This window comes from Sphingopyxis jiangsuensis (assembly GCF_016734905.1).
In the GTDB taxonomy this organism is placed as follows: Bacteria; Pseudomonadota; Alphaproteobacteria; order Sphingomonadales; family Sphingomonadaceae; genus Sphingopyxis; species Sphingopyxis jiangsuensis.
Genome location: NZ_JAERPO010000001.1, coordinates 392,876 through 406,671 on the forward strand (window position 1 = coordinate 392,876; position 13,796 = coordinate 406,671).

At 64.3% G+C, this 13,796-nt stretch carries 12 protein-coding genes and 1 tRNA gene; 7 read left to right on the plus strand and 6 right to left on the minus strand.

Annotated features, from left to right (window positions below):
* Positions 1-44: 44 nt before the first annotated feature.
* Entirely contained in the window at positions 45-482 is a 438-nt protein-coding gene (locus JI743_RS01955; RefSeq protein WP_201925399.1) for a response regulator, read from the minus strand.
* Between the two features lie 155 nt (positions 483-637).
* Here JI743_RS01955 and JI743_RS01960 point away from each other — a divergent pair, with 155 nt between their 5' ends.
* Genes JI743_RS01960 through JI743_RS01970 form a run of 3 tightly spaced genes read left to right on the plus strand, consistent with a single transcriptional unit; the run spans position 638 to position 4,361 of the window.
* A complete protein-coding gene (locus JI743_RS01960; RefSeq protein WP_201925401.1) occupies positions 638-1,471 on the plus strand; it encodes a pseudouridine synthase in 834 nt (277 codons plus the stop codon).
* Positions 1,468-2,013, plus strand: a complete 546-nt coding sequence (gene rsmD / locus JI743_RS01965) for a 16S rRNA (guanine(966)-N(2))-methyltransferase RsmD (protein ID WP_201925403.1) — start codon at positions 1,468-1,470, stop codon at positions 2,011-2,013. The genes JI743_RS01960 and rsmD overlap by 4 nt, the downstream gene beginning before the upstream one ends.
* Positions 2,014-2,063: 50 nt before the next feature.
* Positions 2,064-4,361, plus strand: a complete 2,298-nt coding sequence (locus JI743_RS01970) for an ATP-dependent helicase (protein ID WP_201925405.1) — start codon at positions 2,064-2,066, stop codon at positions 4,359-4,361.
* A 44-nt stretch (positions 4,362-4,405) separates the two neighbouring features.
* On the opposite strand, the gene JI743_RS01975 is transcribed toward JI743_RS01970, so the two are convergent.
* Positions 4,406-4,481, minus strand: a tRNA-Ala gene (locus tag JI743_RS01975).
* 97 nt (positions 4,482-4,578) lie between these two features.
* Here JI743_RS01975 and JI743_RS01980 point away from each other — a divergent pair.
* Entirely contained in the window at positions 4,579-5,595 is a 1,017-nt protein-coding gene (locus JI743_RS01980) for an NADP-dependent oxidoreductase (protein ID WP_201925407.1), read from the plus strand.
* A gap of 232 nt (positions 5,596-5,827) precedes the next feature.
* Here the strand turns inward: JI743_RS01980 and JI743_RS01985 are convergent, their stop codons facing one another.
* Together JI743_RS01985 and JI743_RS01990 are read right to left on the minus strand one after the other, a co-directional pair.
* Positions 5,828-7,174, minus strand: a complete 1,347-nt coding sequence (locus JI743_RS01985) for a DEAD/DEAH box helicase (RefSeq protein ID WP_201925409.1) — start codon at positions 7,172-7,174, stop codon at positions 5,828-5,830.
* Positions 7,175-7,288: 114 nt separating this feature from the next.
* Complete coding sequence (locus JI743_RS01990; RefSeq protein WP_201925411.1) at positions 7,289-7,816, minus strand: hypothetical protein; 528 nt, start codon at positions 7,814-7,816, stop codon at positions 7,289-7,291.
* A 203-nt stretch (positions 7,817-8,019) separates the two neighbouring features.
* On the opposite strand from JI743_RS01990, the gene JI743_RS01995 reads away from it, so the two are divergent.
* Both JI743_RS01995 and JI743_RS02000 read left to right on the plus strand, forming a co-directional pair.
* Positions 8,020-9,444, plus strand: a complete 1,425-nt coding sequence (locus JI743_RS01995; RefSeq protein ID WP_201925413.1) for an FAD-binding oxidoreductase — start codon at positions 8,020-8,022, stop codon at positions 9,442-9,444.
* Between the two features lie 109 nt (positions 9,445-9,553).
* Positions 9,554-10,330, plus strand: coding sequence for a SapC family protein (locus JI743_RS02000; RefSeq protein ID WP_201925415.1), 777 nt, complete (start codon positions 9,554-9,556; stop codon positions 10,328-10,330).
* Between the two features lie 79 nt (positions 10,331-10,409).
* Here JI743_RS02000 and JI743_RS02005 read toward each other — a convergent pair whose 3' ends face one another.
* The gene (locus JI743_RS02005; protein ID WP_201925417.1) at positions 10,410-10,613 is read right to left on the minus strand and encodes a DUF1674 domain-containing protein; all 204 of its coding nucleotides are present in this window, start codon (positions 10,611-10,613) and stop codon (positions 10,410-10,412) included.
* A gap of 55 nt (positions 10,614-10,668) precedes the next feature.
* On the opposite strand from JI743_RS02005, the gene JI743_RS02010 reads away from it, so the two are divergent.
* Entirely contained in the window at positions 10,669-11,964 is a 1,296-nt protein-coding gene (locus JI743_RS02010; protein WP_201925419.1) for an RsmB/NOP family class I SAM-dependent RNA methyltransferase, read from the plus strand.
* A 12-nt stretch (positions 11,965-11,976) separates the two neighbouring features.
* Here JI743_RS02010 and JI743_RS02015 read toward each other — a convergent pair whose 3' ends face one another.
* On the minus strand, positions 11,977-13,698 hold the full coding sequence (locus JI743_RS02015) for a DUF885 domain-containing protein (protein WP_201925421.1): 1,722 nt from the start codon (positions 13,696-13,698) through the stop codon (positions 11,977-11,979).
* Between the last annotated feature and the right edge of the window lie 98 nt (positions 13,699-13,796).

Consider the following 13,796-nt stretch of genomic DNA (forward strand, 5'->3'; position numbering starts at 1 on the left):
CGACTAAATCGCGATCCGCCCCTTACGGGACGCACCTTGTCGCGTCACGCGGCTTCAGGCCGCCGGAACATGCGAAAGCCGCTGACCTTGCGCGGCGCCTCGTTTTTGCAGATCGTCGACTCGATCGCGCGCAGGGCGCCGATCAACGCCGAAGGGCCGTGGGGTTTCCCAAGGAAGGCGTCGGCGATATCGGCGGCATCGTCGGGGCATTGGCCCGTTACCAGCAGTACGGCCATCCCGCGATCGCGCGCCAGCCGGGCAACCTCGCGTCCCGTCATATGTCCGGCAAGGCCCAGGTCGAGCACCAGCGCGTCAATCTGTTCCGACGCGATGATCGCCACCGCCGCCTCGCCCGAATCGACTGACGCGACGACCTGATAGCCGCTGTGCTTCAGCGTCCGCTCGTTGTCGAACGCGACCAGCGGGTCATCCTCGATGACCAGCAGCCGCTTGATGCAGGACGGGCGAGACGCGAAGAGCATGAATACTCCCTTTGAAACCGCCATGACCCGCTCTTCCCCTTCCTGCAATATCGCTTCTGCTTGCCATCGACGAAGCGACAGTTTTCCGGCTATGAGCGTGGTCACAACGCAACACTTCCTTTTCCAAAAACGACAAGAAAGCCGCATCCGTTCCGATGACGACCCGCCGCCCGCCAAGAAACACGCCCGACCGCGAAGCCCCAAAAGGCCGCCGCGCCGCGCGCGCTTCGCAATCGCCGCGCAAAGCTGCGCCAACCGAACATGAGGAAGGACCGCAACGCATCGCCAAGTTGCTGGCCCGCGCCGGCGTCGGTTCGCGCCGCGATGTCGAGCGAATGATCGAGGAAGGCCGTATCGCGCTTCATGGTGAGATCATTTCGCAGCCCGCGCCGCTCCTTGCGACTACGGAAGGCCTGACAGTCGATGGCAATCCCGTCGCCAAGCCCGTTTCGACGCGCCTTTACCGCTTTCACAAGCCCGCAGGATGCCTGACTGCGGCGCGCGATCCGAAAGGGCGCAAGACGATCTATGACCTTTTGCCCAAGGACCTGCCGCGGCTGATGCCCGTGGGTCGGCTCGACTATAATACCGAGGGGCTGTTGCTGCTCACCAACGACGGCGAATTCAAACGCCAGCTCGAATTGCCCGCGAGCGGGGTCGAGCGCACCTATCGGGCACGCGCCTTTGGCGACGTCAGCCAGGCGCAGCTCGAAGAATTGATGCTCGGCGTCGAGATCGACGGCATCCGTTATGGCAAGATCGACGCCAACCTGGAGCGCCGCACCGGGCGCAACCAGTGGATCGAGTTGACGCTGACCGAAGGCAAAAACCGCGAGGTCCGCCGCGTGCTCGAGCATCTGGGGCTGCAGGTCAGCCGCCTGATCCGCACGCGCTATGGCGAATTCCTGCTCGACGGACTCGATACCGGAGCAGTCGAGGTTGTTCCGCGCGACGCGCTTTTCCAGTTTCGCCGCCGTCTCGACAAATGAGGGTGATCGCTGGCGAATGGCGCGGCCGCAAACTGCTCGCGCCCAGAAACGAGGCGACCCGCCCGACCGCCGACCGGACGCGCGAAACGCTTTTTTCGATGCTGACAAGCCGGCTCGGCAGCTTCGAAGGCTTGGCCGTCGCCGACCTCTTCGCCGGATCGGGGGCGCTTGGCATCGAGGCGCTGTCGCGCGGCGCAGCGCTTTGCCTGTTTGCCGAGCAGGACCGCGACGCGCTCGATGCGCTGCGCAAGAATATCGCTGCGCTGGGGGCCGCGACGCGTGCCGAGGTGCGCGCCGGCTCGGTCCTCGCTCTGGGTCCCGCACCGCGCGCCTTCGACCTGCTCCTGCTCGACGCGCCATATGCCACCGGCGCGGGCAGCGTCGCGCTCGACAAGCTTGGACGCCTCGGCTGGATCGCGCCCGACAGTTGGGTGTCGATCGAGACGGGCGAGCGCGAAAAGGTCGACGTCGCAGGGTATGAAATCGACGCCGAGCGCAAGGTCGGCAAGGCAAAGCTCACACTCTTGCGACCCGCCGCATAATCGCGGCGACGCACTGGACAGCCCTCCCCGCGTTCCCTAATCGTTCGCGCGTGACCGATACCCCGTCCCCCCTGCCCGACGCATCCGACGCGCCCTATCTCGCCGGCCTCAACGGGCCGCAGCGGCAGGCGGTGCTGACGACCGAGGGACCGGTGCTGATGCTCGCGGGCGCCGGGACGGGCAAGACCGCCGCGCTCACCGCGCGCCTTGCGCATATCATCGCGACGCGGCGCGCCTGGCCGTCGGAAATTCTTGCCGTGACCTTCACCAACAAGGCGGCGCGCGAGATGCGCGAGCGCATCGGGCGGATGATCGGCGATGCGGTCGAGGGGATGCCCTGGCTTGGCACCTTTCACAGCATCGCGGCGAAAATGCTCCGTCGCCACGCCGAACTCGTCGGGCTCCAGAGCAATTTCACCATCCTCGACACCGACGACCAGTTGCGCGTGCTCAAGCAGCTTATCCAGGCCGAAGGGCTCGACGAAAAGCGCTGGCCCGCGCGCCAGCTTGCGGGACTGATCGACCGGTGGAAGAACCGCGGCCTCACCCCCGCCGACCTCGACGCCGCCGACAGGGAAGCCTATGCCGACGGCAAGGGACAGCATTTCTACGCGCTCTATCAGGCGCGGCTGAAGACGCTCAACGCCTGCGATTTCGGCGACCTGTTGCTCCACATGCTCGTCATCCTGAAAACGCACCGCGACGTGCTCGAACAATATCAGCAACGCTTCAAATATATCCTCGTCGACGAATATCAGGACACCAATGCGAGCCAGTATCTCTGGCTCCGCCTGCTCGCGCAGGCGCGCAAGAATATCTGCTGCGTCGGTGATGACGACCAGTCGATCTATTCGTGGCGCGGCGCGGAAGTTGCCAATATCCTTCGCTTCGAAAAGGATTTCCCGGGCGCGACGGTGATCCGGCTCGAACAAAATTATCGCTCGACGCCGCAAATCCTCGCTGCCGCATCGGCGTTGATCGCGCAGAACTCGGACCGGCTCGGCAAGACGCTGTGGACCGACCTTGACCCCGGCGACAAGCTGCGCGTCGTCGGCGTATGGGACGGGCCCGAAGAAGCGCGGCGGATCGGCGAAGAGCTGGAGGATTTGCAACGCCAGCGCATCTCGCTCGACCGCGCCGCAATCCTTGTGCGCGCGCAATTCCAGACGCGCGAGTTCGAAGACCGCTTTATCGCGATCGGAATGCCCTATCGCATCGTCGGTGGCTATCGCTTCTACGAGCGCGCCGAAATCCGCGACGCGCTCGCTTATCTGCGCCTCGTTCAGTCGAGCGCCGACGACCTTGCGTTCGAACGCATCGTCAATGTCCCGAAGCGGGGCCTCGGCGACAAGGCGCTCGCACGCATCCACCAGTTCGCGCGCATCGAACGCGCGCCGCTCTTCCACGCCGCGTCAAGGATCACCGAGACCGACGAACTCACGCCGCAAGCGCGGCGCAGCCTTTCCGGCTTCGTCGCGCAGATGCGTGGCTGGCAGGCGAAGGCGGGCGAACTGTCGCACCCCGAGCTGACCCAGCTTATCCTCGACGAATCGGGCTATACGGCGATGCTGCAGGCCGATCGCAGCGCCGAGGCCGCGGGGCGGCTCGAGAACCTCTCCGAACTCGTTCGGGCGATGGAGGAATATGATTCGCTCGAAGCGTTCCTCGAGCATGTCAGCCTCGTCATGGACCGCGACAATGACGATCAGTCGGAAACCGTGACGATCATGACGATCCACGCCGCCAAGGGCCTCGAATTCGACCATGTATTCCTCGCCGGGTGGGAAGACGGCGTGTTTCCGTCACAGCGCGCGATGGACGAAGGCGGCACCGCCAGCCTCGAGGAAGAACGCCGCCTCGCCTATGTCGCGATCACGCGCGCGCGCCGCCGCGCGAGCATCTATCATGCTGCCAACCGTCGCATCTATGGCCAGTGGATGAGCAGCATTCCCAGCCGCTTCATCGGCGAAATTCCGCCCGAACATGTCGAAAGCCAGAACAGCTTCGGCGGCGGACAAAGCCTGTGGCGCGCCAACTGGTCGGCGCAGGGCGATCCCTTCGCACATGTCGCCGAACGCCAGCCTTCGCGGACGATGACCCGCGGACCCGCGTGGCAGCGCGCCGTGGCGCAATCCTCGACGATCACCCGCGCCCCCGCGCCCAGCGAAAAAGGCCCCGCGGCATCCGTTGGCGCCAGGCCGCGCGCCGATCTGGCGATCGGGATGCGCGTGTTTCATGAAAAATTCGGCTATGGGGCAATTGCCGACATCGACGGCAACAAGCTGGAGGTCGAGTTCGAACAGGCCGGCACGAAGCGCGTCCTCGACGGCTTCGTCCAGCCCGCCTGATCGTGTCGTAACGGCACGCTATTGCCTGTCCGGAAAAGGGTCGCTGGTGGAGCCGAGGGGAATCGAACCCCTGACCTCTGCAGTGCGATTGCAGCGCTCTCCCATCTGAGCTACGGCCCCGCGACGGCGGCGTCTTAACGATCCCGCTTGACAGTGGCAACGGCTTTTCTGACCAAAGAGCCGGTTACGCGTTGAAACATGGGAATGGGGGGTTCCGATGGCGAAGGCATGGCATTTGGTGAGTCGTCCGCAGGGCTTGCCGACGATGGATAATTTCGCGCTGCGCGATTTGCCCGACCAGCCGCTTGAAGCGAACCAGCTTCGCGTGCGCAATCGCTGGCTGTCGGTCGATCCCTATATGCGTGGCCGGATGAACGACGCGAAAAGCTACGCCGCCAGTTTCCAGCTCGGTGAGCCGATGACCGGCGGCGCGATCGGCGAGGTGGTCGAAAGCCGGATGGACGGCTTCGCGCCCGGCGACCTCATCCTCCACATGGGCGGCTGGCGCGATGGCGGTGTCATCGGGCTCGACCTGATGCCCAACAAACTGCCAAGGCAGCTTCTCGACGCGGGCATGCCGCCTCAGACTTTCCTGCACAACATGGGACTCACGGGCGGCACCGCGTGGATAGGATTGCTCCGGGTCGCCGCCGCCAAGCCGGGCGAAACGGTTTTCGTGTCGGCGGCCGCGGGTGCGGTGGGGTCGGCGGTCGTCCAGATTGCGAAGGCACGCGAAATGACGGTCATCGGCTCGGCGGGCGGCGCCGAGAAATGCGCGTGGATCGCCGACATCGGTGCCGACGCCGCGGTCGATTACAAGGCCGGTCCGGTCCTGCCCCAACTTGCCGCCGCCCTCGAAGGCCTCGGAAAGCCGGGCATCGACGTCTATTTCGACAATGTCGGCGGCGAGCATTTGGACGCGGCGTTCGCGGTTGCGAACGATTTCGCGCGCTTTGCGATCTGCGGGATGATCGACGTCTATAACGACGGACATCCACAGGAGATGAAATATCTGATCCGCACCATCCCGGCGCGCATCCGTATGGAAGGCTTTATCTACACCGATCAGTTTTTCGACTGCATGGAGGAATTCTATGCCGACATGGGCGGGTTGATCGCCAGCGGCGCGGTCACGATCCGCGAGACGGTCCATGATGGCATCGACGCCGCGCCGGAGGCATTCCTCGGCCTGTTTGCGGGCGAAAACATTGGAAAGATGCTGGTCCGGATCTAGGCGGGGCATCGCATGAAACGCCCTTGAAGCGACCGAAATGACGGACGGATGCGTCGAATATCTCCGTGTCGCTGCCGGAGGGGCGATTGGCGCGACTTCGCCGTCGCTCCACCACGCCTTGCGGGCGTGGCCTCCTCCCTCCCGATAGCTTCGCCACAGGGAGGATTAAATGTCCGCTCCCCGCCCCAAGGCCGACGTCAGTTCAAACTACGCTCTGGAATGATCGGCGAAATCAGCTTCCGAAACCCACCGAGAGGAAGTCCGGCAGCGGGCCGTTCCACCCGTCGTCGGATTCGTCGTCGCGCGGCGGACGCGGCGCTGCCTTCGGGGGCTTGGGCGGCGCCTTGGCGCGAGCGCGCGGCGCTTCAGGGGCGTCGTCGCGACCTTTGTTTCGGTTCGCTCCGCGACGGCCGCTTTTCGGTTCGCGCGGCGCTTCGGTCTCGTCGGCGACCGGCGAAGCCTTGGCCGTGCCACCGTGGACCGGAATATTGTAGCCGGTCAGCTTCTGGATATTGTCGAGCGCTTCGTCGTCCGACGGGGTGACGAGCGTGAACGCCCGCCCCTGCGCCCCCGCGCGGCCCGTGCGGCCGATACGGTGGACATAATCGTCGGGGTGCCAGGGCGCATCGAAGTTGAACACATGGCTCACGCCCTTCACGTCGAGCCCGCGCGCGGCGACGTCGGATGCGACCAGAATGTTGATGTCGCCATTCTTGAATCGATCGAGTTCGGCAATGCGGCTCGACTGGTCCATGTCGCCGTGGATCTCGCCGGCGCGATAGCGATAGCGTTGCAACGACTTTGCCAGCTCGCGCACCGTGGTCTTGCGGTTGCAGAAGATGATCGCCGTACCGACGTCTTCTTCCTCGATCAGCGCGCGCAGCGTGTCGCGCTTGCCGCGTTCGCTGGTCTTGACGACGAACTGCTCGATATTCTCGTTGCGGCTCGCCGGGCGTGCCACCTCGATCGTCTTGGGATTCGAGAGGAACTTGTCGGCGAGTTTCTTGATCGGCGGCGGCATCGTCGCCGAAAAGAGCAGTGTCTGGCGGTTCGCGGGCAGCTTGGTGCAGATATGCTCGATGTCGGGGATGAAGCCCATGTCGAGCATCCGGTCGGCCTCGTCGATCACCAGAAGGTTGCAGCCGGTGAGCAAAATCTTGCCGCGCTCGAACAGGTCCATCAGGCGGCCCGGCGTCGCGATCAGAACGTCGACGCCCTTTTCCAGCGCCTTGACCTGGTCGCCCATCTGTACGCCGCCGATCAGCAACGCCATCGAAAGCTTGTGATACTTTCCGTATTTCTCGAAGTTTTCGGCGACCTGGGCCGCGAGTTCGCGCGTCGGCTCGAGGATCAGCGAGCGTGGCATCAGCGCGCGGGTGCGGCCGTGCGCCAATATGTCGATCATCGGCAGGACGAAGGAGGCGGTCTTGCCCGTCCCCGTCTGCGCGATGCCGATCATGTCGCGCATCATCAGCACCGAGGGGATGGCGCCCGCCTGGATCGGTGTTGGCGTGTCATAGCCCGCCTCGATTATGGCGCGCAAAAGTTCGTCGGATAGGCCGAGGTCGGCAAATTTCATAAGGTCAACATGTCCGGAAAAGATGACAGCGCGACGTCCCACGCCCGCCAGCACTCGGGCGCCACTAGGGGAAAGTGCGGGGAAAAGTCAAGGAAAGCCGAACGAAGCGGGCAATTAATCGTCGTCGCGCGGGACAGCGACCATCACCCGGAACTTGTCGACTTCGCATTTGGCGCCCGTACGCGCGTGGAGCTCGTCGCGTCCCGCACAGAGATTGCCGTCCTCGTTACCCTGCATGTAAAAGCCGGCATAGAAATCGAGCGCACGGCATCCGCGGTTAAGGTGAGCCCTAAGCCGCTGTTTTTGACGGGTTATAAGGTCGATGCTGTCGCGCTGCGCGGCCTGCATTCCGACAATATTGCGCATGGCCACACATTTCGGCCCCTTCTTCTCCTTCCATTCGATCGGCATATCGTATCGCCGGACGGTTGGCGCGGAGCTGGGAGCAAAGTTGTTGAGAGACGAGCGCTGCGCCGGGACGCGTATGATGACCTGCTGGTCGATGACGATCTGCCACTGCGGCGTATCGGCTGGTGGCGGCAAGGGTATCGCAGTCGCAATCGGTTCGGGCGGGGCGGCGGGCGGCGGAACGTCGGAAGTCGGCGCCGCCGCCGCGAGAAGCGCCAAGGCGTGACTCAGCATGTCGGGATCGCCGATTCCGGGAAAATATTACAGGCTTCGTCGATCACATTCGGCTCCCGTAGCGGTGCGCGCTGGACGAATTGCTGCTTTTCGTCCATCCCCACCCTAGCGATGATGATTGAACATCAAATGAATTGCTGTCGAGACCCCAAAGTGCCGGTGCGGCGACATTTGCCAAAGCACGAAGCTGCGAAGCCATGCCGATGACCGGAACCCCTTCTCCCGCCGCATTGCGCGCGCTTTCCGATCTGCTCGGCCCCAAGGGCTTCACGACCGATCCCGACATCATGTCGCCGTGGCTCACCGACTGGCGCGGCAAGTATCGCGGTGCCGCCGCGGCGATGCTCTCGCCCGCCGACAGCGACGAAACGGCGGCGCTCGTGAAAATCTGCGCCGAATACGGCCTTCCCCTCGTTCCGCAGGGGGGCAACAGCGGCATGGTCGGCGGCGCCACGCCCGACGCGTCGGGGGCGCAACTCCTCGTCAGCATGCGCCGGATGAACCGGGTGCGCGAAATCGACACCGGGGCTCAACTCGCGGTCGTCGAGGCCGGTGTTATCCTCGAGAATTTTCATGCCGCAGCCCTTGCGCACGGCCTGCGGTTCCCGTTGACGCTGGGCGGCAAGGGGTCGGCGACGATCGGCGGGCTTGTCTCGACCAACGCCGGCGGCACGCAGGTGCTGCGCCACGGGACAATGCGCGGGCTCGTCGCCGGTATCGAGGCAGTGCTCCCGGACGGCAGTCTTTTCAACGGCCTCGCGGCGCTCAAGAAGGACAATCGCGGCTATGATCTGCGCCAGCTGTTCTGTGGCGCCGAGGGGACCTTGGGGATCGTAACCGCCGCGACCTTGCAGCTCGTTCCGGCGGCGACAGCGCGGCGAACGGCATGGGTGGGGATTGCTTCGCCCGACGCAGCCCTGCAACTGTTGCGTCGCCTCGACGCGGCGCTCGGCCGGGCGCTCGAGGGGTTCGAGATCATGCCCCAATCGTGCATCGAATCGGTGTTGCGGAACATCCCGCAGACGCGTGCGCCGCTCGATGCAAAGACGCCGTGGCATGTGCTGATCGAACTCGCTGGCGAAGACGATGAGCCGCTCGACGAAGCGCTTCGAGCGGGGCTGGAAGCTGCGCTCGACGCGAAGCTGATCGACGATGCCGTCGTCGCGCAAAACGAACGCGAAAGCGAGGAGTTCTGGCGGATTCGCGACTCGATTTCAGAGGCGGAGCGCGCCAACGGCCCCGCGCTGCAACATGACATCAGCGTGCCGGTCGACCTTATGCCGGCCTTTATCGCGGAGAACCCCCACCGCCTCGTCGCAGAATTTCCCGGCGCGCGCGCCATGTCGTTCGGCCATTTGGGCGACGGCAATGTCCATCACCACGTCAAACCGCCGCCCGATGTCGACGCGGTGCAATGGCTGGCAGCGAATGGCGAAGCCGTGAGCCGCCTTGTCTATCGGCATGTCCTCGAACTCGGCGGGTCGATCTCGGCCGAGCATGGCATCGGCCAGATGAAGCGCGACCTGCTCGCCGAACTCGACAGCCCGGCGCGGCTGGCGGCGCTGCGCGGAATCAAGGCGGGACTCGACCCCCGGGGGTTGTTCAATCCGGGCAAGCTGATTGCCTGATTGACCCCGCGATTCGGAGCATCGCCCCTTGCGCCGCGGGACGCGTGCCAATAAGGCGCTGCATCATCATTTTGTCCCGAATGCGCGGGACCTTTATCGGAGTTCGATCATGGCCACTGCGCCCGAAAATGCTTTGCCGCTGTTTTACAACGACCTCGAACCGCTTTCGAGCGTCGACCACGCCGATTTTCGCGCGCGCGGCCTTGAAAAGGCGGATTTTCTTGTCAAACAGCACGCCGTGCCGCTGACGTCGGACGAATTTGTCGCGGCAAGCCGCTTTTACCCCATCGTCTTTTCGGCTGGCGACAAGCCTGTGCCGCTGGCGCTGATGGGCCTGAACGAGGGCGTGAACACCTTTGTCGACGACGAAGGCAAGCTCAAGAACCCGGTCTATGTCCCCGCCTATATCCGCCGCTACCCCTTCCTCCTTGCACGGCTGCGCCCCGATTCCGACGAACTCTCGCTGTGCTTCGACCCCACGTCGGGCGCGATTGCAAAGGGTGACGAAGGCGACGCGCTTTTCGTCGACGGCAAGCCGTCGGAAGCGGTCAACGCCGTGCTCCAATTCTGTCAGCAGTTCGAAGAGGCAGGCCAGCGGACGACCATGTTCGTCGAAGAGCTGAAAAAGGCCGACTTGCTGATGGACGGCGAAGTCAGCATTCAGCCCGAAAATTCGGACAAGCCCTTCATCTATCGCGGTTTTCAGATGATCGACGAGAACAAGCTGCGTGAACTGCGCGGCGACGTGATGCGCAAGATGGTCCAGAACGGCATCATGCCGCTGATCTTCGCACATCTTTTCTCGCTTCAGCTGATGCGCGAAGTCTTTGCGGCGCAGGTCGCCGCAGGCAAGATGCCGCAGGTTACCGAAGCCCCGCAAGTCTAAGCGCGGGTTCAACATCGATTCGAGTGGCGCGCGGGCACGGGTGCTCGCGCGCCATTTTCGTACGCGCGGTCCAATGCGTCTAAAAGTCGATGGCGATGCCCTTGAGCTCCCAGTCGCCATAGCGGACAGGATTGCGGCCTCCCGGCTGATCCTCGGCTGCAATCGCTTCGCACGCCGCGGGTTCGGGGATCGCCGAGTTGACCCAGTCGGTCGGCGGCTTCACATGGGGCGGTCGCGTCTGCGCACGCGGCGTTCCGCCGATGGTGTCTTTGTCCTTTGCCATAGCCTGATCGATATAGGAGTTTCGATGCACCGCGCCAACCGTCCGTTCCCCCGTCGTGGCTGACAATCGCCGCCGCCCGCGCCGTCGGCCAAACGGCGAGCCGCCGGGTACGGCGGTCCGGCGAGCCGCGCTCCGCCTCCTCGACGCCATCTTGCGTCGTGGTGATCCGCTCGACGTTGCGGCCCATGCGGCGATGCAGGGCTTGCCTCCCGCCGATCGCGCCTTTGGCGTCGCCATCGTGTCCGAAACGCTACGCTGGATGGCCGAAATCGATGCGCTGATCGATGGCGCAACGGCGCAACCGCTGCCCGACGACGTCAAGTCCCGCGCCGTGCTGCGCCTCGCGCTTGCCCAGCTTCTGGTGCTCAAAACGCCGGGACACGCCGTCGTCTCGACCGCGCTGCCGCTCGTCGACGGAGGGCCGCGACGGCTCGTCCACGCGATACTTTCTCGTGCCCAGCAAGAGCAATGGGTGCTTCCGGTATCGGCGCGCCTTCCCGCTCCTGTCGAGGAGCGCTGGCGCGCCCAGTGGGGCGACACGATGGTTGCCGCAGCGTCGGAAAGCTGGAGCGCCGCGCCGCCGCTCGACCTCAGTTTCGCGAACGAACCCGATGCCGACCAATGGCCAGAGGCTACCGCGCTCGCGCCCCGACACCGGCGCCTGGACCGTGGAAATGCCGTGGATACGCTCCCCGGATACGGCGAAGGCGGCTGGTGGGTCCAGGATCTCGCCGCGAGCTTGCCGGTGCGCCTGCTCGGCGAAGGGCATGGGCGGACCATCCTCGACCTCTGCGCCGCCCCCGGTGGCAAGACGATGCAGCTTGCGGCTGCGGGGTGGGCTGTTACCGCCGTCGATTCGAGCGCCAAGCGCCTCGGTCGGCTCGAACAGAATCTGTCGCGAACCGGTCTGTCTGCAACGATCGTCCAGGGCGATATTCGCAACTGGCAGCCCGAGGCGCCGGTGGACGCCGTGCTCCTCGATGCCCCCTGTTCGGCGACCGGCATATTCCGGCGCCATCCCGACGTCCTGCACCGCATCGAATCGCGCCAGATAGCCGAAATGGCGGCGCTCCAGTCCGAATTGCTCGCACGCGCCGCAAAGTGGCTCAAACCGGGCGGGACGCTCGTTTATGCAACCTGCTCGCTCGAAAGGGCCGAGGGCGAGGATCAGGTGGCGGCCTTTCTGGCGACGCATGCAGATTGGGAAGTCGTTTCCGCGCGCGCGGAAGAACTCCCCGGCGATATCGCGCCCGACGCATCGGGCTATGTCCGCACCCTCCCGGGCTTGCTGGCCAAAGAGGGCGGGCTCGACGGTTTCTTTATCGCGCGGCTGCGCGCGCCGGCGGCTTGACCGGCGCGCCGGTCAGAAGACCGCGCGCGGTGCATCTTCCTTCATCATTGCCGCGCGCACCATCGGGATCGGCGGACCACCATAGGACAGGAATTCGTCGTGGAACGCCTTCCACTTCGTCCGGTCGCCTTTCGTCCAATCCTCGCGCAGCTTGCGGATCATCAGCTTGCCCAGTGTATAGTTGAGGTAGAGCGGGTCATAAGTCCCGCGCGCCGCCTGCTGGCGCGCATTGCCTTCGTCCTGGAAACATTCTTCCTTGAACAGCTGCTCGCTCTGTTCGACCGTCATGCCCTGGGTGTGCAGGCCGATCGCCGACAGATAGCGGCAGTTGCGCAGCAACGCGTTCGACAACTGCCCGATGTGCATTTCGGGATCGCCGTCACCGAGTCCCGCTTCCCACATCATCTCCTCGGTGTAATGCGCCCAGCCCTCGGCGAAGGCATAGCCGACGAACAGCTTGCCGAAGATGCTTTCGGCACGGTTGGAGTGGAGTGCGTGGAGGAAATGGCCCGGCCATATCTCGTGGACCGAGGTGAACATCAGGTCTTTCGTTCCAGGCACGAAGTCGAGTTGCGTCTGCCGGTCCCATGACGGGTCGGGCGGCGAGATATAATAGACCGACGGAAGTGCCGTTTCATAGGGACCGGGAATATCGATATATGCGCTGTTCTGGCGGTTATAGGGCGGCGATTCCTGCACCTGCGCCTCCTCGGTGCCAGGGATGGACACCAGGTCTTTCTCGACGAGAAACGCGCGCAGCATCGGCAATTGGCGCCGCGCCTCGGCAACCGGTCCGTCGGCGGGCTTGTTGCTTGCCATCCTTTTCATGCAGTCGATGATCGTCTGTCCGGCGGCATATCTTGCGCAAGCCGCCTTTAACGCGTCCTGATTGCGCCTGAGATCGGCGCGGCCGATCGCTTCGAGTTCTTCGAGCGAGGTGTCGACGCCCTCGTTGGTCAGAAGCATCTTCGAAAATCGTTCGGCGCCAATCGCGAAACCGCCCGGCGTTCCCGGCTGCGACTGGATATGGTTCGCCAGATCCTTCATCGCCGCCGCGGCCTTGGCCGCCGCTTCGTCGAACCGCTGCTGGAGCGCTTCATCCTTGACCTCGGCAAAGGCCGCCTTGGCGTCGCCGGTATAATAATCGGCAAAGCCCCCGAAGCCCGCCGCGCCATATCTGACGAAGGTCGCGGGCAGCGGAAGCTCGAGATTCGCCTTGATCTGCGCCGCCGCCGCCGGGACATTCTCGGCATAAGCGATGAACGCCTTCATCCGCGTTTCGGCATCGCCATAGGGCCGCGCGATATAGACGTTGGGGTCGAGCGCGCCGTCGTAGAAGGCGGGGTTCTTTTTCGCGAAATCCGTATCGCGGAGGAAGAAGAGCTGCCCCTCTGCAACCTTGATCAGATAGTTGCGCTCGAAGCGTTCGGCGTCGGTCAACGGGCCATCGAACGCCTTGGCGTCGGCGATCGCCTGTTCAAGGAAGGCGGCTTGCTCCTCCAACCCTTCGGGCGACCAGTCGGGCAGCCTGCCGTCAAATTCATGCTTGCCCTGATAGACGGCGAAGGTCGGGTTGAGCGGAAAATAGCCTTTAAGGAAGGTATCGCGAAACGCATTCCAGCTCTTGCCATTGGCCGTCGCTGCTGGCTTGTCCGACGCCGCATCGCACGCGCCCAGCGCAAGCAACGACGCTGCGAGCGCGACTTGCCCCAATCGTTTGAAATTCCGTGCCATTCTGGATCCTCCCTTTACCCGGACCTGCCGGCACATCTGCCACCCGACCGGCGCCGTGGCAGCAATAAATCGACGAACGACAGTCCATTCGATACTGG

Excerpts from the sequence above, each read along its gene's own strand:
- rsmD (WP_201925403.1), top strand. The coding sequence starts at position 1,468 with ATGAGGGTGATCGCTGGCGAATGGCGCGGCCGCAAACTGCTCGCGCCC.
- JI743_RS01990 (WP_201925411.1), bottom strand. The coding sequence starts at position 7,816 with ATGCTGAGTCACGCCTTGGCGCTTCTCGCGGCGGCGGCGCCGACTTCC.
- JI743_RS01995 (WP_201925413.1), top strand. The coding sequence starts at position 8,020 with ATGACCGGAACCCCTTCTCCCGCCGCATTGCGCGCGCTTTCCGATCTG.
- JI743_RS01955 (WP_201925399.1), bottom strand. The coding sequence starts at position 482 with ATGCTCTTCGCGTCTCGCCCGTCCTGCATCAAGCGGCTGCTGGTCATC.
- JI743_RS02015 (WP_201925421.1), bottom strand. The coding sequence starts at position 13,698 with ATGGCACGGAATTTCAAACGATTGGGGCAAGTCGCGCTCGCAGCGTCG.
- JI743_RS01980 (WP_201925407.1), top strand. The coding sequence starts at position 4,579 with ATGGCGAAGGCATGGCATTTGGTGAGTCGTCCGCAGGGCTTGCCGACG.
- JI743_RS01985 (WP_201925409.1), bottom strand. The coding sequence starts at position 7,174 with ATGAAATTTGCCGACCTCGGCCTATCCGACGAACTTTTGCGCGCCATA.
- JI743_RS01960 (WP_201925401.1), top strand. The coding sequence starts at position 638 with ATGACGACCCGCCGCCCGCCAAGAAACACGCCCGACCGCGAAGCCCCA.
- JI743_RS02000 (WP_201925415.1), top strand. The coding sequence starts at position 9,554 with ATGGCCACTGCGCCCGAAAATGCTTTGCCGCTGTTTTACAACGACCTC.
- JI743_RS02005 (WP_201925417.1), bottom strand. The coding sequence starts at position 10,613 with ATGGCAAAGGACAAAGACACCATCGGCGGAACGCCGCGTGCGCAGACG.